The organism is Streptomyces sp. NPDC006872 (assembly GCF_040635845.1).
Taxonomy (GTDB): domain Bacteria; phylum Actinomycetota; class Actinomycetes; order Streptomycetales; family Streptomycetaceae; genus Streptomyces.
The window spans coordinates 640,069-659,931 of the sequence record NZ_JBEYIL010000001.1; the positions used below are offsets into that span (position 1 = coordinate 640,069).

The 19,863-nt window shown below is 70.6% G+C and carries 22 protein-coding genes; 16 read left to right on the forward strand and 6 right to left on the reverse strand.

Features of this window, described 5'->3' with window-relative positions:
- Positions 1 to 127: 127 nt before the first annotated feature.
- The 6 genes from ABZ725_RS03000 (at position 128) to ABZ725_RS03025 (ending at position 4,334) form a co-directional block, all read left to right on the forward strand.
- The gene (locus ABZ725_RS03000; RefSeq protein WP_358801366.1) at positions 128 to 1,327 is read left to right on the forward strand and encodes a histidine kinase; all 1,200 of its coding nucleotides are present in this window, start codon (positions 128 to 130) and stop codon (positions 1,325 to 1,327) included.
- Entirely contained in the window at positions 1,327 to 2,112 is a 786-nt protein-coding gene (locus tag ABZ725_RS03005) for a response regulator transcription factor (protein ID WP_358801039.1), read from the forward strand. Before ABZ725_RS03000 ends, ABZ725_RS03005 begins: the two co-directional genes overlap by 1 nt.
- Positions 2,113 to 2,220: 108 nt before the next feature.
- A complete protein-coding gene (locus ABZ725_RS03010) occupies positions 2,221 to 2,457 on the forward strand; it encodes a Flp family type IVb pilin (protein WP_351910016.1) in 237 nt (78 codons plus the stop codon).
- Positions 2,457 to 3,092, forward strand: a complete 636-nt coding sequence (locus ABZ725_RS03015; protein WP_358801367.1) for a pilus assembly protein TadG-related protein — start codon at positions 2,457 to 2,459, stop codon at positions 3,090 to 3,092. Before ABZ725_RS03010 ends, ABZ725_RS03015 begins: the two co-directional genes overlap by 1 nt.
- Positions 3,093 to 3,127: 35 nt before the next feature.
- Positions 3,128 to 3,712: a hypothetical protein gene (locus ABZ725_RS03020; protein ID WP_358801040.1), complete on the forward strand. Its 585-nt coding sequence runs from the start codon at positions 3,128 to 3,130 to the stop codon at positions 3,710 to 3,712.
- A gap of 7 nt (positions 3,713 to 3,719) precedes the next feature.
- On the forward strand, positions 3,720 to 4,334 hold the full coding sequence (locus ABZ725_RS03025) for an OmpA family protein (RefSeq protein ID WP_351910012.1): 615 nt from the start codon (positions 3,720 to 3,722) through the stop codon (positions 4,332 to 4,334).
- On the opposite strand, the gene ABZ725_RS03030 is transcribed toward ABZ725_RS03025, so the two are convergent.
- Positions 4,309 to 4,686 (reverse strand): DUF192 domain-containing protein, encoded by a 378-nt coding sequence (locus tag ABZ725_RS03030; RefSeq protein ID WP_358801041.1) that lies wholly within the window; start codon positions 4,684 to 4,686, stop codon positions 4,309 to 4,311. The genes ABZ725_RS03025 and ABZ725_RS03030 overlap by 26 nt on opposite strands.
- 72 nt (positions 4,687 to 4,758) lie before the next feature.
- Here ABZ725_RS03030 and ABZ725_RS03035 point away from each other — a divergent pair, with 72 nt between their 5' ends.
- From ABZ725_RS03035 to ABZ725_RS03080, 10 genes are all read left to right on the forward strand, one after another.
- Complete coding sequence (locus tag ABZ725_RS03035; RefSeq protein ID WP_358801042.1) at positions 4,759 to 5,328, forward strand: dihydrofolate reductase family protein; 570 nt, start codon at positions 4,759 to 4,761, stop codon at positions 5,326 to 5,328.
- Positions 5,329 to 5,389: 61 nt separating this feature from the next.
- Entirely contained in the window at positions 5,390 to 6,160 is a 771-nt protein-coding gene (locus ABZ725_RS03040; protein WP_358801043.1) for a class I SAM-dependent methyltransferase, read from the forward strand.
- Between the two features lie 559 nt (positions 6,161 to 6,719).
- Positions 6,720 to 7,493 (forward strand): isoprenyl transferase, encoded by a 774-nt coding sequence (locus tag ABZ725_RS03045; protein WP_358801044.1) that lies wholly within the window; start codon positions 6,720 to 6,722, stop codon positions 7,491 to 7,493.
- 314 nt (positions 7,494 to 7,807) lie between these two features.
- Positions 7,808 to 9,133, forward strand: coding sequence for a PhoH family protein (locus tag ABZ725_RS03050; RefSeq protein ID WP_351910002.1), 1,326 nt, complete (start codon positions 7,808 to 7,810; stop codon positions 9,131 to 9,133).
- A gap of 452 nt (positions 9,134 to 9,585) precedes the next feature.
- The gene (locus ABZ725_RS03055; protein ID WP_358801045.1) at positions 9,586 to 10,260 is read left to right on the forward strand and encodes a transglycosylase SLT domain-containing protein; all 675 of its coding nucleotides are present in this window, start codon (positions 9,586 to 9,588) and stop codon (positions 10,258 to 10,260) included.
- Positions 10,261 to 10,335: 75 nt separating this feature from the next.
- Complete coding sequence (locus tag ABZ725_RS03060) at positions 10,336 to 11,052, forward strand: transglycosylase SLT domain-containing protein (RefSeq protein ID WP_358801046.1); 717 nt, start codon at positions 10,336 to 10,338, stop codon at positions 11,050 to 11,052.
- 143 nt (positions 11,053 to 11,195) lie between these two features.
- Entirely contained in the window at positions 11,196 to 12,641 is a 1,446-nt protein-coding gene (locus tag ABZ725_RS03065; protein WP_358801047.1) for an AI-2E family transporter, read from the forward strand.
- 170 nt (positions 12,642 to 12,811) lie between these two features.
- On the forward strand, positions 12,812 to 13,720 hold the full coding sequence (locus ABZ725_RS03070; RefSeq protein ID WP_358801048.1) for a MarR family transcriptional regulator: 909 nt from the start codon (positions 12,812 to 12,814) through the stop codon (positions 13,718 to 13,720).
- Positions 13,721 to 13,888: 168 nt separating this feature from the next.
- Complete coding sequence (locus tag ABZ725_RS03075) at positions 13,889 to 14,269, forward strand: roadblock/LC7 domain-containing protein (RefSeq protein ID WP_351909992.1); 381 nt, start codon at positions 13,889 to 13,891, stop codon at positions 14,267 to 14,269.
- A 4-nt stretch (positions 14,270 to 14,273) separates the two neighbouring features.
- Positions 14,274 to 14,702 (forward strand): hypothetical protein, encoded by a 429-nt coding sequence (locus ABZ725_RS03080; RefSeq protein ID WP_351909990.1) that lies wholly within the window; start codon positions 14,274 to 14,276, stop codon positions 14,700 to 14,702.
- A gap of 63 nt (positions 14,703 to 14,765) precedes the next feature.
- On the opposite strand, the gene ABZ725_RS03085 is transcribed toward ABZ725_RS03080, so the two are convergent.
- From ABZ725_RS03085 to ABZ725_RS03105, 5 genes are all read right to left on the reverse strand, one after another.
- The gene (locus tag ABZ725_RS03085) at positions 14,766 to 17,114 is read right to left on the reverse strand and encodes an FtsX-like permease family protein (protein ID WP_358801049.1); all 2,349 of its coding nucleotides are present in this window, start codon (positions 17,112 to 17,114) and stop codon (positions 14,766 to 14,768) included.
- Positions 17,111 to 17,800: an ABC transporter ATP-binding protein gene (locus tag ABZ725_RS03090; RefSeq protein ID WP_358801050.1), complete on the reverse strand. Its 690-nt coding sequence runs from the start codon at positions 17,798 to 17,800 to the stop codon at positions 17,111 to 17,113. The genes ABZ725_RS03085 and ABZ725_RS03090 overlap by 4 nt, the downstream gene beginning before the upstream one ends.
- Positions 17,797 to 18,321 carry a PadR family transcriptional regulator gene (locus tag ABZ725_RS03095; RefSeq protein WP_351909983.1) on the reverse strand — a complete coding sequence of 175 codons (525 nt, stop codon included), beginning with the start codon at positions 18,319 to 18,321 and terminating at the stop codon, positions 17,797 to 17,799. Before ABZ725_RS03095 ends, ABZ725_RS03090 begins: the two co-directional genes overlap by 4 nt.
- Positions 18,322 to 18,444: 123 nt before the next feature.
- A complete protein-coding gene (locus ABZ725_RS03100; RefSeq protein WP_351909981.1) occupies positions 18,445 to 18,708 on the reverse strand; it encodes a hypothetical protein in 264 nt (87 codons plus the stop codon).
- Entirely contained in the window at positions 18,705 to 19,673 is a 969-nt protein-coding gene (locus ABZ725_RS03105; protein WP_358801051.1) for an SPFH domain-containing protein, read from the reverse strand. Before ABZ725_RS03105 ends, ABZ725_RS03100 begins: the two co-directional genes overlap by 4 nt.
- Positions 19,674 to 19,863: the final 190 nt, after the last annotated feature.

The window sequence follows — 19,863 nt, forward strand, 5'->3', positions numbered from 1 at the left end:
GGGCATGACGGCGACCACGAGGGGGCGCGGGCAGGCGCTGCGGCGGCGCGTGCGGCTGCCGGGGCTGCTCGGCCGTGCGCACACCCCCGCCACGCCCATACCGCTCCAGGTCAACGCCCTTCAGGCGATGTGCCGTCAGGTCTTCGGCTTCCGGCTGGCCATGATCGCCGTCGCCGCCCCGCCCGCCCTGCTGAACGCGGCCCCGGGACTGGGCGTCCGTCTGGTGGGCGCCGCCGTGGTCGTCACCTTCATGGGCTCGTACGTCCTCTTCCGGGACTGGGAACGCTTCGGCCCCCTGCTGCTGCGCCACCCCGCGCTCCTGGTCGCGGACACCGCCTTCGGCACCCTGCTGCTGATCTCGGCGGGCCCGGACACCACGCTCGCCTACGTCAGCGTCTGCACCCCCCTCCTCGCCGGCATCGTCTACGGCTGGCGGGGCGCCGCCTGCTTCGCCTCCCTCCAGTCGCTGATCCTGCTGCTGGTGCACGCGACCCTGGTGCGGGATCCCGGCGCGAGCCTCGCCGAGCGACTGCTGCTGCCGGGCCTGTGCGTCATCACCGGTGCGATGGGCTCGTCGCTGCGGGGCCTCATGCTCCGCTTCGGCGCGGCCACCCTGGCCCTGACCACCGTCAAGGCCCGGCTGGCCGTCACCGAGGCGGTCGCCGCCGAACGCGCCCGGCTGGCCCGCGAGATGCACGACTCCGTGGCCAAGACCCTGCACGGCGTGGCCCTCGCCGCGGACGCCCTCGCCCGCTCGGCCGCCGCGCCGGACATGGACCCGGCCCGGGTGCGGCAACACGCGGAGCTGGTCGCCCGGGCCGCGCGCCGCGCCGCCGCCGAGTCCCGCGAACTCCTCACCGACCTGCGCCGGGAGTCGGATCCGGCGCCCGGCGTCGACGTCCTGCCCGAACTGGCGGCCAGCACCCACGACTTCGCGCGGCGGACCGGCCTGCCGGTCACCTACCACCCCTCGGGCGACCGGACGACCCTCCCCGTCCCGCCCGCGGTGGCCCGCCAACTCCTCACGATCACCTCGGAGGCCCTGGAGAACGCCCACCGCCACGCGGCCCCGACCCATGTCGAGGTGCGGGCGGCCGTGCACGGCGAACTCCTCACCCTCAGCGTCCACGACGACGGCCGGGGCCTCCCGCCCGGCACCACCCTCGAACGACTGCGCCGCACCGGCCACTTCGGCCTGGTCGGCATGGTCGAGCGGGCCGCCTCCGTCGGCGCCCGCATCCACATCGGCCACGGCCATGACTCCCGGGGCACCGAGGTGCGCCTGGAACTCCCGCTGGCCGCACTCACCCGAGAGGAGGCCGCCTGATGCCGGACGGCGCCGTGCAGCCGCTCTTCCCCCCACCGCCCAGGCCGGCCCGCGTGCGCGTGGTGGTGGCCGACGACAACCCGGTCGTCCGCGCGGGCCTGACCGCCCTGCTCTCCGGCCGGGACGACATCACGGTCGTCGCGGAGGCGGCGGACGGCCGTGAGGCCTACGAGGCCACCCTCCGCCACCGCCCCGACGTCGTGCTCCTGGACGTCCGCATGCCGGGCGTCGACGGTCTCTCCGCCCTTCCCCACCTGGCGCGGATCGCCCGGGTCGTGATGCTGACGTACAGCCACGAGCCTGAGATCGTCCGGGCGGCCCTGCGCGGTGGGGCCGGCGGCTATCTGGTCCACGGGGAGTTCACCGTGGAGGAACTGGCGTCGGCGGTGCGGGACATCACCTCGGGCCGCGCCCACTTCACCCCGACGGCGGCGACGGCGGTCCTCGCACACATCCAGTCCGATGCGAATGCACACGTCGAACCGGACCCAACACCCCTATTTTCCCCGACATCCCCGGAACAGCTTTCGCAGTTGCAATCGCCTGTGAGACAGTTGACCCCTGTACATGGCCCTGAACACAGGGCGGGGTTCCAACTCAGCGCGAGGGAGGCGGAGATCATGGACTTCATCGCATCGGGCATGAACAACCAGCAGATCGCCGCCACCTGCTTCATCAGCGAGAAGACCGTCAAGAACCACATCAACCGCATCTTCGCCAAGCTGCACAGCAGCAGCCGCTCCGAGGCCGCGGCCAAGTGGCTGGGAACGGCGGTGCCCTCATGACACCCGACCGCAGCCCTGAATGGGCCCGGAATTGGGCCCTGGGACCCTCGGCCGAACCGCCGCCCCCGTCGTACGGTGCCCCTCACGCCACGAACGGAGGGGAACGCCATGAGCGACCTGCTGCTGAAGACCGCCGTCGCGGCCAGGGTCCGGGTGAGCGGCTGGACGAACACCACGGTGCGGGCGGCACGCCGCCGCGCCGCCGACGACAAGGGACAGACCGCGGTCGAGTACCTGGGCATCATCGCGGTGGTGGTGGCGATCGTGGTCCTGATCGCGAACACGAACCTGGGCCAGACGATCGTCGACAAGCTGACCACCCAGATCGGCAAGGTCGCCCCCTGATCCGATCTGCCCGTCACCACGACGCAGGGCAGGCCTTCCCCATCTACATCACGGTGGTGGCGGGCCTGCTCTTTCTCGCGTTCGCGTACTTCGCGGTCGGCCAGGCCGCGGTGAACCGCAACGGCGCCCAGACCGCGGCCGACGCGGCGGCGCTGGCGGCGGCGCAGGAGACCAGGGACCAGCTTGCCGACCTGTGGACCCTGGCCGTGCTCGACCCGACGAAGTGGCAGGACATCTTCGACGGCGTCGGAGCGACCGACAACCCGTGCTGGCGCGCCTATGAGCTCGCCGCGCAGAACGACGCCAGCGTGGACGCCTGTGAGCCGGACGGCCTCAACTTCAGCGTCGCCGTCCAGACGAACAAGTCGGCGGGGGACTCCGTAATCCCCGTCACGAGCACCACCCGGGCCCACGCTTCCGCCACAGCCGTGATCGAGTCGCTGTGCACGTTCGAGCTGCCGGACCCGGCCCCGACTCCGGACCCGACCCCGACCCCGACTCCGGACCCGGACGCCGAGGACGACGTGCTGCCGAGTCTCACCTGCAAGGACGGGGGGATATGGGATCTGGACCCGGCGGACCTCGGTGATCTTCCCGGGCCCGAGGATCTCTTCTCCGTCCACCTGGCCGACTGAACGAGCGAACGACGAGTGAAGAAGGAGGCAGAGCGATGAGCATGCGGTTCACTGCGAAGGCCCGCAGGGGGACGGTCGCGCTGGCAGTCGCAGCCGGGCTGGCCCTCGGCTCGACCGCCTGCGGTGGCGGCGGTGGCGGCGACGACAAGAAGCCGCAGTCCACGGCATCGTCCTCGCAGACCAGTGGATCGCAGCCGAACACGCAGGAAGAGCAGTCCGACGAGCCGTTGGCCGAGCTGAAGGGCCCGAGCGGGCTGCTGCTCCAGATCACCTCTGCCGTACGTGACTCCGGCGGCTTCGTCACCGTGAACGCCGCTCTGAAGAACGACAGCGGCACGATGGTCACGATCCCGTCCGCACTGAGCGGCAACGAGACCGAGATCATCAACAACGGGCGATCCCTCGGCGGAGCCACCCTCGTCGACTCCAAGAGCAAGAAGCGCTACTACGTCCTCCGCGACACCGAAGGCCGACCGTTGACGACGACGGGCTTCTCCACCCTCAAGGCCGGCGAATCCATCGACGTCTTCCTCCAGTTCCCCGCCCCGCCCGCCAGTTCCACGGACGTCACCTTCCAACTCCCGCTGTTCCCCAGCGGGGTCATCAAGATCTCCGGGTGAGGCGGTCATGACCCCACGTCTTGCTCTGGCGGTGGCCACGGCCACCCTCGTGATCGTCGGCACGGCTCCTGCCGCCCGGGCCGACACCACCCCCAGCGTGCCCCCCGGCACCGAGCCCACCGCCACCGCCCCGGTCGAGGTGGACCCGAACGACCCCGATCTCAAGCTCCCCGAGGGCGGCACCCTGGCCGAGCCCAAGGTGCTGGACATCAAGCAGGTCGTCGAGGACGAGACCGGTGACGAACGCCGGGAGGACACCAACGCCGACGTGACGTTCGCCCTCCAGGCCGAGGTCCTCTTCGGCAAGGACAGCGCGAGCCTGGGCGCGGCTGCGAAGGCCCGGATCGGCACGATCGCGGCGGAGATCAAGAAGCAGAACACCACCCTGGTCCGCGTCTTCGGGTTCACGGACGACCTGGGCTCCTCCGCCCACGGCGACGTCCTGTCGAAGCAGCGGGCGGACGCCGTGCAGGCCGAGCTCGCGGGGGAGCTGAACAACCCGAACATCACCTTCGAGGTGCGCGGCTACGGCGAGCAGTACCCCATCTCCGACAACTCGACCGAGGCCGGCCGCAAGAAGAACCGCCGGGTGGAGGTCACCTTCCCGCGGACGGTGAGCTGACCCGGACCTCGACCCGCACCCCCACCCGCACCCCCCACCCCTCCATCGCCCCCGCCGCGGCCTCCAGCACATGCCGGGACCGCAGCCGGGGCAACCCCAGTCGCCCCGGCCGCATGGTGCGCACGGCGATGACCTTCAGCCGCCGATCGAGATACGCGACGTCGATCGGCATCCGCATCCGGAACGTGTGCACACTGCCGGCCGGCGTCAGCAGCATCGCCCCGTCCACGGAGTCCCGCCCGAGCAGGCCCTTCGTACGGGCCCGGTAGGAGGCGGCGACCTCCAGCGGAACCCGCGGGCCGGCACCGCCGCCCACGATCAGTTCCCCACGCCCGTCCCGCCAGCGCGCCATCCCCGTCTCCCCTCGGCCGCGTCGTTACCCTCTGCACCGTAGCGAGCCGGGGACACGAAGGGTGGCCGTCGTATGGGGAAGATCGTCCTGATGATGTCGATGTCCCTGGACGGCTGTATCGAGGGCCCGGGCCACGACATCTCCTGGCATCGCGTCGACGACGAGGTGCACCGGTACGTCAACGACCGGGTCCGGGAGCTGGGCGCCATGCTCCTCGGCCGGACCACCCACGACCTCATGGCCGACTTCTGGCCGACCGCCGACGCCGACCCGGCCGCCCCCGCTGCGGTGGCCGACTTCGCCGCGATCTGGCGCGAGAAACCGAAGTTCGTCTACTCGCGGACGCTGGAACACGTGGAGGGGAACACGACGATCGTCCGGGACGTCGTCCCCGCCGAGGTGAACGCCCTCAAGGAGCAGATCGGCGGCGACCTCGGCCTCGGCGGCGCCGAACTCGCCGCGGCCTTCCTCCGCCAGGACCTGGTCGACGAACTCCGCGTCTACGTCCACCCGGTGCTCGTCGGCGACGGCACACCCCTGTTCCCCCGCACAGCGCGTCCCGCCACGGCCGCGCTCCACCTCACCGAGTCCCGCACCTTCGGCAACGGGGTCGTGATGCTGCACTACGAGCGCCCGGAGTAGGCCCCGTCGGCGTCGCGAAAATCAGCGGCGGCCTTTGCGCCCGCTCTGCCACGATCACCGTATGGACGTCTTCGAGAGCCTCCTCGCGGAGGGCGGCGCCGTGCCCACCGAAGGGTGGGACTTCTCCTGGTTCGAGGGGCGGGCCACCGAGGCGCGGCCGTCCTGGGGGTACGCGTCGTCGCTGGCCGGGCGGCTGGCGGGCGCGAGCGCCGTGCTCGACGTGCAGACCGGGGGAGGGGAGGTCCTGGACTTCGCCCTCGGCCGCGCCGCCTCCGAGGCGCCCGTCCTCACCGTCGCCACCGAGAGCTGGCCGGCGAACGTCGCCAAGGCCACCGCCCTGCTCCGCCCGCGCGGCATCGCGGTCGTCGCGTCCCCCGAGGACGCCCCGCTGCCGTTCGCGGACGCCGTCTTCGACCTGGTGAGCAGCAGGCATCCGGTCCGGCCCCGGTGGGGCGAGATCGCCCGCGTCCTGCGGCCGGGCGGCACGTACTTTGCTCAGCACGTCGGTCCCCGCAGCGTCTTCGAGCTCGTCGAGTACTTCCTCGGTCCGCAGCCGGCGGCGGTGAACAGCGGACGGCACCCCGACCGCGAGCGCGCCGACGCCGAGCGGGCCGGTCTGCAGATCGTCGACCTGCGCGCGGAACGGCTCCGCGTCGAGTTCCACGACATCGCCGCCGTCGTGCACTTCCTGCGCAAGGTGGTGTGGATGGTGCCCGGCTTCACGGTGGAGGCCTACCGGCCCCGACTGCGCGCCCTGCACGAGCAGATCGAGGCCGACGGCCCCTTCGTCGCGCACAGCACCCGCCACCTCGTCGAGGCGCGCCGCCCGTAGGCCCCCGATGAGCCCCCGTTGTGCCGGTCGTGGCGAATTGGCCAGGAATCACCCCTGCGCTCCCGGGCCCCGCTCCGCTCTTCGGGCCTCCCCTCCACCCTCCGGCTCCACGGAGTTTCCGGAGCGCGGAGGGGGCTGCGCGGGGATGCCCGCGTCAAGCGGGCGTTCGCGGCCGCGTTAGCCCGTCGGAGGGACGGATGGACATGTGGTCGACCGGGGCTCAAGTCGCTCCAAAACCTCAGCTTCCCTCGGCAATCGGGTGCATTGCCCTGCGAATCCGCTGTGTTCCGGCCATGAACCACCCATGAACAACGCCCGAAAGGGCCACCGGCGCGTCGTCGGGCGACTCCGGAGAGTAGTTGTGGTGCGCCGATGCGCGCAGCATCACTTACGAAGGGTTATGGTGGAAACCCCCCCTCGGGCCGGTCCGTCTCCCCCCCACGGACCGGCCCGTTTTTTTGTCCCCGCACCGCCGTCGGCTCCCGTGTGACCCGTCCGAGCCCTGCGCGGTAGGCTGCGCCCCGCGGGGACCGCACCGTACGGAGGGGCTGACAAACACGTGAACCTGCGCGACAAGCTGCGCGGCCTTCTGGTCAGGCTGTACGCACGCCGGGTGGAAGGTCACCTGGACCACGCTCAGGTGCCCAAGCACATCGGCGTCATCATGGACGGCAACCGGCGCTGGGCGAAGGCCGCGGGTTCCACCACGGAGCACGGCCACCGGGCCGGCGCCGACAAGATCGAGGAGTTCCTCGGCTGGTGCACCGAGACGGACGTCGAGGTCGTCACCCTCTGGCTGCTGTCGACGGACAACCTCGACCGCGCCAAGGAAGAACTCGTCCCGCTCCTCGGCATCATCGAGGACGTCGTGCGCACCCTCGCCGCCGACGGCCGCTGGCGGGTCCACCACGTCGGCAACCCCGACATCCTCCCCTCCCATGTGCAGAGCGCGCTGAAGGAGGCCGAGGAGTCCACCGCCCATGTCGACGGGATACTGGTCAACGTCGCCATCGGCTACGGCGGCCGGCAGGAGATCGCCGACGCCGTGCGCTCGATGATCGTGGACGCGGCGGACAAGGGCACCTCGATCGAGGACCTCGCCGAGTCCGTCAGCGTCGAGCTGATCGGCCGCCACCTCTACACCGGCGCCCAGCCCGACCCCGACCTGGTGATCCGCACCAGCGGCGAGCAGCGGTTGTCCGGTTTCATGCTGTGGCAGACCGCCCATGCGGAGTACTACTTCTGCGAGGTCTTCTGGCCGGCCTTCCGCAAGGTCGACTTTCTGCGCGCCCTGCGCGACTACGCGGCCCGGCACCGCCGTTACGGCGGCTGAGGCGCCACCCTCGCGTTCACCCTCTTGGGGCGGAAGTAACAAGGAGTTCACCGGGGCGCCGTCATATGCCCTGGCATGGCAGCGCATGTTCGAGGGCATAAGCCAAGCAGGTCGACGCCCGAACCACGGGTGTCGGATCTCAGCGGACGGCACGGGGCCGTCCGCCCGGGAGGCCCTTTGCACCAGCCCGACCGTGCGGTCACGGCACGGAAGAAGCAGCGGGGGGCCGGTTCTCGGCCCGTGCAAGCGGGCCGGGAACCGGTCCAGCTCCACTCCGTCGCTCCCCGACCTCATCCGAGGGGGTACGTCCTTCCGTGGTGACCAGCACAAAGCGCCGTATGCCAGACCGGCGCACCTATGTTCTCGACACCAGCGTCCTGCTGGCCGACCCGAACGCCATGACCCGCTTCGAGGAGCACGAAGTCGTGCTTCCCATCGTCGTGGTCACGGAACTGGAGGCCAAGAGGCACCATCCCGAACTCGGCTACTTCGCCCGGCAGGCGCTGCGCCTGCTCGACGACTACCGGGTGAAGTTCGGTCGCCTGGACGCTCCCATTCCGATCGGCGAACTGGGCGGGACCATCCGTGTCGAGCTCAACCACTCGGACCCCAGCGTCCTGCCGTCCGGCTACCGCCTGGGGGACAACGACTCCCGCATCCTCGCGGTCGCCCGCAATCTGCAGGCCGAGGGGTTCGACGTCACCGTTGTGTCGAAGGACCTTCCGCTCAGGATCAAGGCGTCCTCGGTCGGTCTCCTCGCCGAGGAGTACCGCGCCGAGCTCGCCATCACGGGCTCCTCCGGCTGGACCGGAATGTCCGAACTGACCCTGTCCGGTGAACAGGTGGACATCCTCTTCGAGGAGGGGCGCATCCATGTGCCCGAGGCCGCCGACCTTCCCGTGCACACCGGTCTGACCATCCAGTCGGAGCGCGGCAAGGCTCTCGGCCGGGTCACCGCCGACGGCAATGTCCGCCTGGTGCGCGGCGACCGGGAGGCCTTCGGCATCAAGGGCCGCAGTGCCGAGCAGCGCATCGCGCTCGATCTGCTGCTCGACCCGGACGTCGGGATCCTGTCGATGGGCGGCCGGGCCGGCACCGGCAAGTCCGCGCTCGCGCTCTGCGCGGGTCTGGAGGCGGTCCTGGAGCGCCGCCAGCACCAGAAGGTGATGGTCTTCCGGCCGCTGTACGCGGTGGGCGGACAGGAGCTGGGCTATCTGCCCGGTTCCGAGGCCGACAAGATGGGCCCCTGGGCGCAGGCGGTCTTCGACACGCTGTCCGCGGTCACCAGCCGCGAGGTCATCGAGGAGGTCACCGCGCGCGGGATGCTGGAGGTCCTGCCCCTGACGCACATCCGGGGCCGTTCCCTCCACGACGCCTTCGTGATCGTCGACGAGGCGCAGTCGCTCGAACGGAATGTACTGCTCACCGTTCTGTCCCGAATCGGCGCGAATTCCCGGGTCGTACTGACCCACGATGTGGCGCAAAGGGACAATCTGCGCGTCGGGCGATATGACGGAGTGGTCGCCGTCGTCGAGAAACTGAAGGGGCATCCGCTCTTCGCGCACGTCACCCTGAACCGGTCCGAGAGGTCCCAGATCGCGGCGCTTGTGACCGAAATGCTGGAGGACGGGCAGATCTGAATGCCCTGCCCCGATTGACGGGGATTGGGCGTGAGTTGGCGCCGTCCGACAAAGGCTGTGAGCCTAGTCGGACGGCGTCGGCGTGTGTGGGGGTTTCGCGAAATACCCAGGCTTCCGACGGGTGTGAGCTTTCACACGTAACTCGGAATTGCCTTGCGCGGTTTGGTTACGGCAGAGTCTCAGTTCCGTCAGGCCCCGCATACGACACAGCTGTACCCCTGGGGGTACCTCCCACGCTTTTAGGGCAGTGGGGGAGGTGCAGCGCCACTTGAGTACCACCTCAAACTCCATACCGACCGTCGTATGCCGCCCGCGCACCACGGGCGCTCCCTTTCCGGGAGTCGTCCAACGGGCCCGTGTCTCCTGTGACCCCGCAGTTCGGAGACCAGCGTCAAGGGGCACGATTGCGTCCGCCAGGGTCACCGAAGCGGGCGATGCTGGAAGGAAACCGTGTGAGCCGGATCTCGGTCCGGGGATTCGCAGTGGCCTCGGCCACGGCGGTCACCGCTGTCGGAAGCGTCGTCGGCGTTGCCTCGGGCAGTGTCGCGCAGCCCAACGACGCAGAAGCGACGGCAGGCGACGCGACGCTCCTCGCAGACATACCCGTGGGCCAGCAGGCCCAGGTGCAGACGGCGTCCCTCGCGCAGCAGGCCAACGTACAGGCCATCGCCGCGGACGAGGGCGCTAAGAAGGATGCCGAGGAAACGGCCCGCAAGGCCGCCGCCAAGACGGCCGTCGCGAAGAAGGAGGCCGCCGAGAAGGCGGCCAAGGACCGCGCCGAGGCCAAGGCCAAGGCCAGCCGCAGCGCGGGCGACTTCCCGATCCAGAGCTCCTACACCATCGCCCAGATCAAGGCGATGGCGGCGCAGATGGTGCCGAGCGGCCAGTTCCAGTGCTTCAGCAACATCGTGGACCACGAGTCCAGCTGGAACTACCACGCCGTCAACGCCTCCTCCGGCGCCTACGGTCTCTTCCAGGCTCTGCCCGCCGGCAAGTACGCGTCCGCCGGCTCCGACTGGCAGACCAACCCGGCCACCCAGATCAAGTGGGGCCTCAACTACATGGACAGCCGCTACGGCAGCCCGTGCGAGGCATGGTCGTTCTGGCAGGCCAACCACTGGTACTAGGCCGTACGGCCGGTCGGCCGTACGTTCCCTTCATCTGACGACCAGCAGACCTGACGACCAGCAGAAGGAATCCGTGTGAGCCCGATATCGGCCCGGGGATTCGCCGTTGCCTCGGCTACCGCTGTGACCACCGTCGGCGCCGTCGTGGGCGTCGGCCAGGGCGGCGTCGCGCAGCCTCTCGACGACGCCGAGGCGACAGCGAGCGAATCCACCCTCCTCGCGGACTTACCTGTAGGCCAGCAGGCCCAGGTGCAGTCCGCCACGCTGACGCACCAGGCCGACGTCCAGGCCATCGCCGCCGACACCACCGCCAGGAAGTCCGCGGAGGAGTCGGCCCGCAAGCAGGCGGCCAAGGACGCGGTCGCCAAGCAGAAGGCCGCCCAGGCCGCCGTGGACAAGGCGAAGGCGGACAAGGCCGCCAAGGACGCCGCCGACAAGGCGGCCGAGAACGACGTCGAGTCGACCTCCGCCTCCGGAAGCTTCCCCCAGCAGGCGTCGTACACGGTCGCCGAGGTCAAGGCCATCGCCCGGCAGATCATCCCGAGCGGTCAGTTCCAGTGCTTCAGCAACATCGTGGACCACGAGTCCACCTGGAACTACCAGGCCGTCAACCCCTCCTCCGGCGCATACGGCCTCGTCCAGGCCTATCCCGGCTCGAAGATGTCGTCCGCGGGCGCCGACTGGCGGACCAACCCGGCCACCCAGATCAAGTGGGGCCTGAACTACATGAACGACCGCTACGGCAGTCCCTGCGACGCCTGGGCCTTCTGGCAGGCCAACGGCTCGTACTGAGCCGGTGACTTCGCGGTAGCTCTCAACCCTGCACAGCCCCTCCCCGTCCTAGGGGGAGGGGCCATCGCCATGTACGGTCGTTACGGCCGTGACCGACGACTCCAGGGGGAGTGGTGGGGAGAGACGGGGGAAGAGGTCGGATCATGTCGCGAGTGCCAGGGTGGCTGGGCCGGCTCGGCACCAGGCTGAGCGAGATGGGCGAGCGGCTCGACGAGCGGCGCGCGGAGGTGGAGCGGGAGACCTCCGCCGAACTGAATCCGACGCCGGATCCGCGGCCTGATCCGAATCCGAGGTCGAAGCCGACGACGTCCGAGGCCGCCGCGGCGTCCGCGAGCTCCGTGGCGACCGCCGAGGAGTTCCTGGAGGAGCCCCCGCCGCGGGCCCCGCGTCCCGATCCCGCGCAAGTGGTGCCCTGGGGCGTCCGGGTCGCGGCCGAGGCGGGCTGGCGGCTGCTGGTGCTCGCCGGGACCGTCTGGATCCTGATCAAGGTCATCAGCGCGGTCCAACTGGTCGTCATGGCCTTCGTGGTCGCCCTGCTCCTCACCGCGCTCCTCGAACCGACCGTGGCCCGGCTGAAGCGGGTCGGCGTCCCCGGCGGGGCCGCCACCGCGCTGACGGCGATCCTCGGGTTCGTCGTCATCGGTCTGATGGGCTGGTTCGTCACCTGGCAGGTCATGGCGAACATCGACGACCTCTCCGACCAGGTCCAGGACGGCATCGACGACCTGCGCCGCTGGCTGCTCAACAGCCCCTTCCACGTCACCGACAAGCAGATCAACGGCATCGCCGAGAACCTGCGCGACGCGATCGGCGACAACACCGACTCGATCACCTCGGCCGGCCTGGAGGGCGTCACGGTCGTCGTCGAGGCGCTGACCGGCATCCTCCTGGCGTTCTTCTCGACCCTCTTCCTGCTCTACGACGGCAAGCGCATCTGGGAGTGGACGCTCAAGCTGGTCCCGGCCGCGGCCCGGCCGGGCGTGGCGGGCGCGGGCCCGCGGGCCTGGGCGACGCTCACCGCGTACGTCCGCGGCACGGTGATAGTCGCGTTGATCGACGCGATCTTCATCGGCCTCGGCATCTACTTCCTCGACGTGCCGATGGCCGTCCCGCTCGCCGTCTTCATCTTCCTGTTCTCCTTCATCCCGCTCGTCGGCGCGGTCGCCTCCGGCGCGCTCGCGGTCGTCGTCGCGCTGGTCACCCAGGGCGTGTTCACCGCGGTGATGACCCTGGCGGTCGTGCTGGCCGTCCAGCAGATCGAGGGGCACATCCTCCAGCCGTTCATCCTCGGCCGCGCCGTACGCGTCCACCCGCTGGCGGTGGTCCTGTCGGTCGCCGCGGGCGGGATGGTGGCGGGCATCGGCGGCGCGATCGTGGCCGTGCCCCTGGTGGCCGTCACGAACACGGTGGTGGGCTATCTGCATGCCTACTCCCGGGAACAGGCCCTGCGGCACGCGCCACGCCCGAGGGGAGCCACGGCCTCGGACGTGGCACCGGTGACGGCCACTCCGGCGGGCGCGCCGACTTCGGCGGGTTCGGCCGCTCCGACGGATTCGGTGCCTGCGGACGGGGCGTCAAATGAGCACTGAACAAAGCAAATTGAATTCCCCGAAAGGCCGCTGAGCGCTCAACTTCCGTCAGCTGGAGGTCAGCTGAGGGCAGCTCGGAAATCCCCCGCGGGAATATGCGCCCGGACTGATACACATTCCCTCCTCAGCGCTACGCGTCAGGCGTATGTGCGAGAGGCCCAAGGGGAGTGATGTCGGGCTACGAACTGCTGGCACGCGACCTTGCCGCGTGCAGCCGGGAGGGCTTCACCGGGGAACTGCGCGTCTTCGGCGCGCCCGGCGGCACCTTCCATCTGTACGGCGGGCTGGTCGTCGCGGTCGAGTCGCCCGGCGCGCCCGCGCCGGAGGCGCTGCTGCTGCGCTCCGGCCGGATCGGCGGCGAGGAGTGGGCCGGGCTGGTGCGCGAGTCGGGCGGCGCGCGCTGGCCGGCCGCCGGGCTGATCGCCCACGGCTACGCGGGGGCCGCACAGCTCCGGGTGGTCTGCGCGATGGCCCTCCAGGACGCCGCGTTCGCAGTCGTCGCGGGCAGTGTCGACGGCTGCGAACGCGGTCCGGCGGCTGGTCCGCCGCCCGCCGCGGTCGCCGTCGGCGAACCGCCCACCCGGCTGCTCCAGGAGGCGTCGCGCAAGCTGGCCGCGCTGCTGGCGCTGCCGTGCCCGGTACGCCCGGACCGGGAACGGCCGGTGCCCGCCTCCCTCTCCTACGCGGCGGCCCGTCTCGGCGCGTTGCAGTGCGAGCTGCTCGCCCACGCGGACGGCCGGCGCACCGCCCGCGATCTCGCCTTCCGCACCGGGCGCGGGGTCTACACGGTCACCGTGGAGGTGGCGCGGATGGTGGGCGAGGGGCTGCTGGAGTGCGTGGACGCGCCCCGCCCGATCCCGGTCCGGTTGCCGCCCGACGGACACGGGGTGCGCCCCCGGGAACCGGCGCCGCCCGCGCTCCCGCCGCCGCAGCCGGTTCCGGAGGAGGCGACGGCGCTGCCCCGCCGTCGGCCCGGTGCCAGCGGCATCAACGAAGCGCTCACACCGGAACAGGACGAATCCGGAAACGGCACCGGCTGGAAGGAGTTCTTCCGCCTGCGGAACTCGCCGGCGAAATAGCGGCCCCACATCGATGCCCTCCACATCGATGTCCCCATATCGATGCCCTCCGCATCGATCCGTCCGCATCGATCCCCCCGCGTCAATGCCCCCACACAAATGCCCCCACGCGAAACCCCCAAAGAAAACAGACGGTCATATGCGATCAGAATCAGGGGAGTTGCCTTCATGGACCACAAAGCCCTCGCGCGGGAGATGCGCGGCCTGCGCGAGCAGGTGACCGGCATCACCGACACCGCGGTGGCGGCGGCCGACGGACTGCTCATAGCCGCGGACACCGCCGACTCCATCGACCCGGAGGGCCTCGCGGCCCTCGCCGCGGCCGGCCTCGGCCTCGCCCGCCGCACCGCCGAGGCGACCTCCCGCGGCGCCCTGCACCGCACGGTGGCCTACGGAAGCCACGGCTGCGCCGCGTTCTACGCGGTCGGGGACACCGCGCTGATGGTCGTGCTCGGCGACGAGGGCATGGACGTGGAGCGCCTGCACACGGCGACCCAGCCTGCCCTGCGCCGTATCGACCTGATCCTCACCGAGAAGACCGGAGTCTGAAGGGATGGCGACGAAGCGTATGACCCCAGGTTTCTCCGACCAGGTGATGGGCCTGGTCAAGTCACTGCGTACGGATGCCCCCGACTGCGTCGCGTCCGGCGTCGTCGACATGTCGACCGGCATGCTGCTCTCCTACGAGACCGTCGACAACCATCCGCCCGAGGTCCTGGACCTGCTGGCGGGCGCCACGCTCGACCTCTTCCAGGGCCGTACGGTCGTGATGATCGAGGACGTCTTCAAGGAGCGGCGCGGGAACCAGAGCGACAACCACTTCTTCCAGGAGATCCTCGTCAACAGCGAGAACCTCACCCATCTGTTCGTGCGGATGACCGAACAGCAGGACGTCGTCGCGGTGGTCGTCTGCCGCAAGTCCGTCAACGTCGGCATGCTGTTCGCGCAGGTGCGGAGGGTGGTGCGGGAGTACCAGCTGTGAACGGCGAAGGGCCCCTCGCCGGTGCGAGGGGCCCTTCGGGGTCGGTCGGTCGCTACTCGGCCGTCACTCCGTGCGCAGCCCGTCCGGCCGCAGCAGCCGCAGCAGCGGTGGCAGGCTCAGCAGCGTCACCACCAGGACGACCGCCGCGCCGATGCCGGTCATCGACAGCACGCTGGCCCAGTCGATGCCGACCGGCGTGCCCGTCATCTTCAGCAGGACCGCGCCCAGCGTGAGCCCGACGACCAGGGCCAGCGCCAGGCCCAACGTGATCGGGATCGCCGTCTGCCACAGCACCGACAGGCCCAGCGTGCGCCGTCGGGTGCCGAAGGCGACCAGGGACGACAGCAGCTTGCGGCGCTCGCGCAGTTGCTCCAGCTGTGCGACCAGCAGGCTCGCGCCGATCAGCAGCAGCACCGCGGCGGAGCCGACGAGCAGGCCGGTGCGCAGCGAGGTGAACCGGGCGGCCTCCCGGCTGGACGCCCACATCATCGGGTCGGCCTGCGGGTCCACCCGCGCCGCGGTGTTGCGGGCGTAGTCGAAGGCGTCGGGCACGGACTGGTCGATCGAGAGGTACAGCTGGCCGGAGAGGATCGCCTCGGCGTCCTTCGGCAGCGCGCCCGGCGTCATCATGAAGCCGCTGCGCCGGTTGCCGGTCGGGTCGTCGATGGAGTGGGCCTGCCGGATGCCCGCCGGGACGGTCCAGACGACCTCTGTGTCGGAGGCGGCGGAGTAGTACGACTCCATGTACAGCTTCTTGCCGGGCTGGTTCATCTTCACGGCGTCCCCGGAGTACCCGTCGTAGCCGTCGAGGACGAACACGTCGCCGTCCTTGCAGGTGGGCAGCTTCGCCACCTCGCGCAGGGTCGTGCAGTCGCCCACGGTCAGCGAGTCGGACAGGGTCGGGCCGTCCTCGTTCTTCCAGGTGACGTCGCCGAGGTAGTCCTCCCACAGCGCCGTGACCTTCCGGACGCCCTTGGTCTCCTGGAACTTGGCGACGGTCGCGGCCATCGGAGTGCCCTCCGGCACCTGCACCTGCATCTGCGCCCGCGTGACGTCCTGGTTGGTCGTCGCCTCGGTGTAGTCGCTGTCCACTCCGGCGAACAGCATCTGCAGCGCGATGGCCCCGGCCACCGCCACGGCGATGCCGTTGACCATCCGGGCCGCCGTGCCGCTGCTCAACTGCAGCCGCCGTACCGCCAGTTGCCAGGCGACGCCGCCGGAGCCGAGCCGGGCGACGAGCGCCTCCACCAGCCAGGGCAGCAGGGCGGTGACCCCGACGAGGAGCAGCAGGACGCCGCCGACCACCAGGTACTGGTTGAAGTCGCCGTTCTCGCGGCCCTGGCCGATCATCGGGTAGAGCATCGCGAGGCCGCCCACCGGCAGCAGCAGCCGCCACCACAGCCGGCGCCGGGCGGGCTTCGCCGCGCGCACCACGCCGAGCGGTTCGATCACCACACCGCGCAGCGAGAGAAGGGTGACGAGGACGGCGGACGCCGGCACCGCCACCGCGACCAGCGCGGCCAGTGCGGGGGAGGGGTTGAGATAGCTGGGCCACACGCTGATGCCGAGCATCTCGACGGAGCCCGCCACCTGACGTCCGACCAGGAAGAAGCCGGTGCCGATGACCAGGCCGAGCAGGGCGCCGGCCAGCGCCTCGCCCGCCGCGATGCGTCGGGTCATCCGGCCGTCGGCGCCCACCAGGCGCAGTGCGGCCAGCCTGCGGTCGCGCCGTTCGCCGCCGAACCGCACGGCCGCCGCGATGAACACGGCCACCGGCATCAGCAGCATCACGATCACCACGATGTTCAGCAGCACCAGCACCGGGTCGGTGGAATCGGGTGTCGGATTCGGGTCCCCGAACTTCGTCAGCCGGGACACGCCGAAGCCGTTGATGCGCGGGGCGAGTCCGGAGGCGCCCGCGTAGTAGGCGAGTTCGTGCGAGCCGATGAGCCCGCTCTCCCCGATGCTCCCGACGATCCGGTACGGCAGCCGCTCCCGCAGCAGCCCCGCCCCGTCGGAGGCGAGCAGCTTCTTCAGAGCGGGCGAGACCAGCATCTCGCCCTTGGCCGGGTAGGCGTCGACGCCGGGCGGCAGCGGGGCGTGCGTCCCCTCGGGCTCCACCAGCCGGCCGCGTACGTCCTGCTCGCGGAACGTCGTGTCGGCGTGGGCGACCAGCACGGTGTCGTCGGCCTTGGGCACCGGCTTGTCCGTGAACGAGTAGTCCATCCGGGCCTGTTCGCGTTCGTGCCGCACCGCGAGGGCGTTCGGCAGCGCGGTCGACAGCAGCAGCAGCGCCACGCCGAGGCCGACGCCGAGCGCCGTCAGCACGGCCCGGACCCACCCCTCCCGCCCGCCCGCGAAGGCGAACCGGATCCCCATCCCCAGGTCCTGGGACCACTGGCGCACGCTCATACGACGCGCTCCATGTCGCGCGACTTGCCGTCCCGTACGACGATCTCGCGGTCGGAGTAGGCGGCGACCCGCGCCTCGTGCGTCACGAGCACCACGGCCGCGTTGGCCGACCGGGCGGCCTCGGTGAGCAGCTCCATCACGCGCTCGCCGTTGAGCGAGTCCAGCGCGCCGGTCGGCTCGTCGGCGAAGACGACCCGCGGGCTGGTGACGAGCGAACGCGCCACGGCCACCCGCTGCCCCTGACCGCCGGACACCTCACCGGGCCGCTTCTTGCCGAGGTCGTCGACCTCGAGGCGCTCCATCCAGCTCAGCGCGGTGCGCTCGGCCTGCTTGCGCGGGGTGCCGTTCAGCCGCAGCGGCAGCGCGACGTTCTCCACGCAGGTCAACTCCGGCACCAGCTGGCCGAACTGGAACACGAACCCGAACTCCGAGCGCCGCAGCTGACTGCGCTGGGCGTCGTTCATCGTCGCGAGCTCACGGTCGTCGTACCTGATCGAGCCCGAGTCGGGCGTCACGATGCCGGCGAGGCAGTGCAGCAGCGTCGACTTGCCGGACCCGGACGGGCCCATCACGGCGACGACCTCGCCGGCGTGGATGGAGAACTCGGCGCCGTCCAGCGCCATCGTCGGGCCGTACGCCTTCTTCAGGTTCTCGGCGACGAGCAGGGATCCCCCGGGAGCGTTCACGCGTTCACCGCCGCCTTCAGCTTGTCGAGGCGCGCGGCGGCGAGCTCCAGCCAGCGCAGGTCGGCCTCGAGATGGAACAGAGCATGGTCGCAGATCAGCTGGTCGGCCAGATCGCCCTTGCGCTTGCGGTCGGTGAGGATGCGCATGCTGCGCAGGTGCTCGGACCGCTGAGTGTCGAGGATGTCGGCCGCGTCGCGGTGGGTCAGCAGCGCGAGGACGATCTTCGTGTACAGCGTGGACTGCAGATACGGCTCGGGCTTCTCGGGCGTGGCGAGCCACTGCGCGACGTCGGTGACGCCGGCGTCGGTGATCGCGTACCGCTTGCGCTCGGGGCCGCCGCCGGCCTCGATGCCGTCGACCTCGACGAGCCCGTTCTTCAGCAGACGCGACATCGTCGAGTAGACCTGGCCGTAGTGCAGGGGCCGGTCGTGACCGAACTTCTCGTCGAAGGCCCGCTTGAGGTCGTAACCGTGGCGGGGCCCGGACTCCAGGAGTCCCAGGAGAGTGTGACCGATGGACATGAGGAGGACTGTACATGCGGTGTATACCCGGTGTGTATACGCACGGTGTGCAGTTGGTGCCGGGGGGTGGGAGTGCGCAGGTGGGAGCCGATTGTCACTGTTCGGAAACAGCCCCCGAGCCGGTCAGGCCGACGGGGGTCCGGGGGTGGAGCCGCCCCCGGGGGGCCGCCCGCGGCGCGGGATGGGTCCCGCCTCGCCCGGCAGCCGCCCCGCGTCCTTCAGGGCCTTGCGCAACAGGAACTCGATCTGCGCGTTCGCCGACCGCAGCTCGTCCGAGGCCCAGCGGGCCAACGCGTCGTAGACCAGCGGGTCGAGCCGCAGCAGCACCTGCTTGCGCTGCTGCTGCGGCCGACGCCGAGGGGTCTGGCCCTCTTCGGGTGAGGTCACTGGTAGAGCGTCCCGGTGTTCAGCACCGGCTGGGGCGATCGGTCCCCGCACAGCACCACCATCAGGTTGGACACCATCGCCGCCTTGCGCTCGTCGTCCAGTTCCACGAAGCCCTGTTCGGCGATCCGGTTGAGCGCCGCCTCGACCATGCCCACGGCGCCGTCCACGATCTCCCGCCGGGCCGCGACGACCGCACCCGCCTGCTGCCGCTGGAGCATCGCCGAGGCGATCTCGGGAGCGTAGGCGAGGTGGGTGAAGCGGGACTCGATGATCCGGACGCCGGCCGTCTGCACGCGCGCGTGCAGCTCTATCGCGAGCTTCTCGGTGATTTCCTCGGCGTTGCCGCGCAGCGAGAGCCCGTCCTCGTCGTGCGAGTCATAGGGGTACTCGATGGCGATGTGCCGGACGGCCGCCTCGGTCTGGGTGGCGACGAACTCCAGGAAGTCGTCCACCTCGAAGGAGGCCTGCGCGGTGTCGTGCACGTTCCACACCACGACCGCGGCGAGCTCGATCGGGTTGCCGTAGGCGTCGTTGACCTTGAGGACGGGCGTCTCGTGGTTGCGGACCCGGGTGGAGATCTTCTCGCGGGAGGTGAAGGGGTTCACCCAGCGCAGGCCGTCCTCGCGGATGGTGCCCCGGTAGCGGCCGAAGAGCTGCACCACGCGGGCTTCGCCGGGCGACACCGTGTTCAGTCCGCACATCGCGAGGAACGCGGCGACGGCGACCAGGATGCCGCCGGTGATCAGCGCGGCCTTGAGGCCGGCCGCGGCCGCCATGCTGCCCGCGGCGATCAACCCGCCGCCGGCCAGCAGCCCGGCCAGGCCGAGCGTCAGCGCGAGCCCGCCGCCCACGCTGTGCGCGACGAACTCCTGCACGCTCGGGTCGGGCATCTGCGGCGCGTCGACGGCCTCGGTCGTGGCGTCGGCGGTGACTTCGGCGGTGGCGGTGGGGTCGTGTGCGGACATGGTGGGGTCCCCGTCTCTGTTCATCAGCCGATTCAGTTATCGGCTGCCTAGCTAAGTGATATCACTTTAGCGTGTGATGGCAACCCTGTACGCCTCTCGTACGTCGAATCGGTGGGGACGTTCCACCGGTTCCACGGTGTGGGGTGCTGATTCTCACGCCCTCCGAAGACCGGATCGAGAGCGCTCCGTC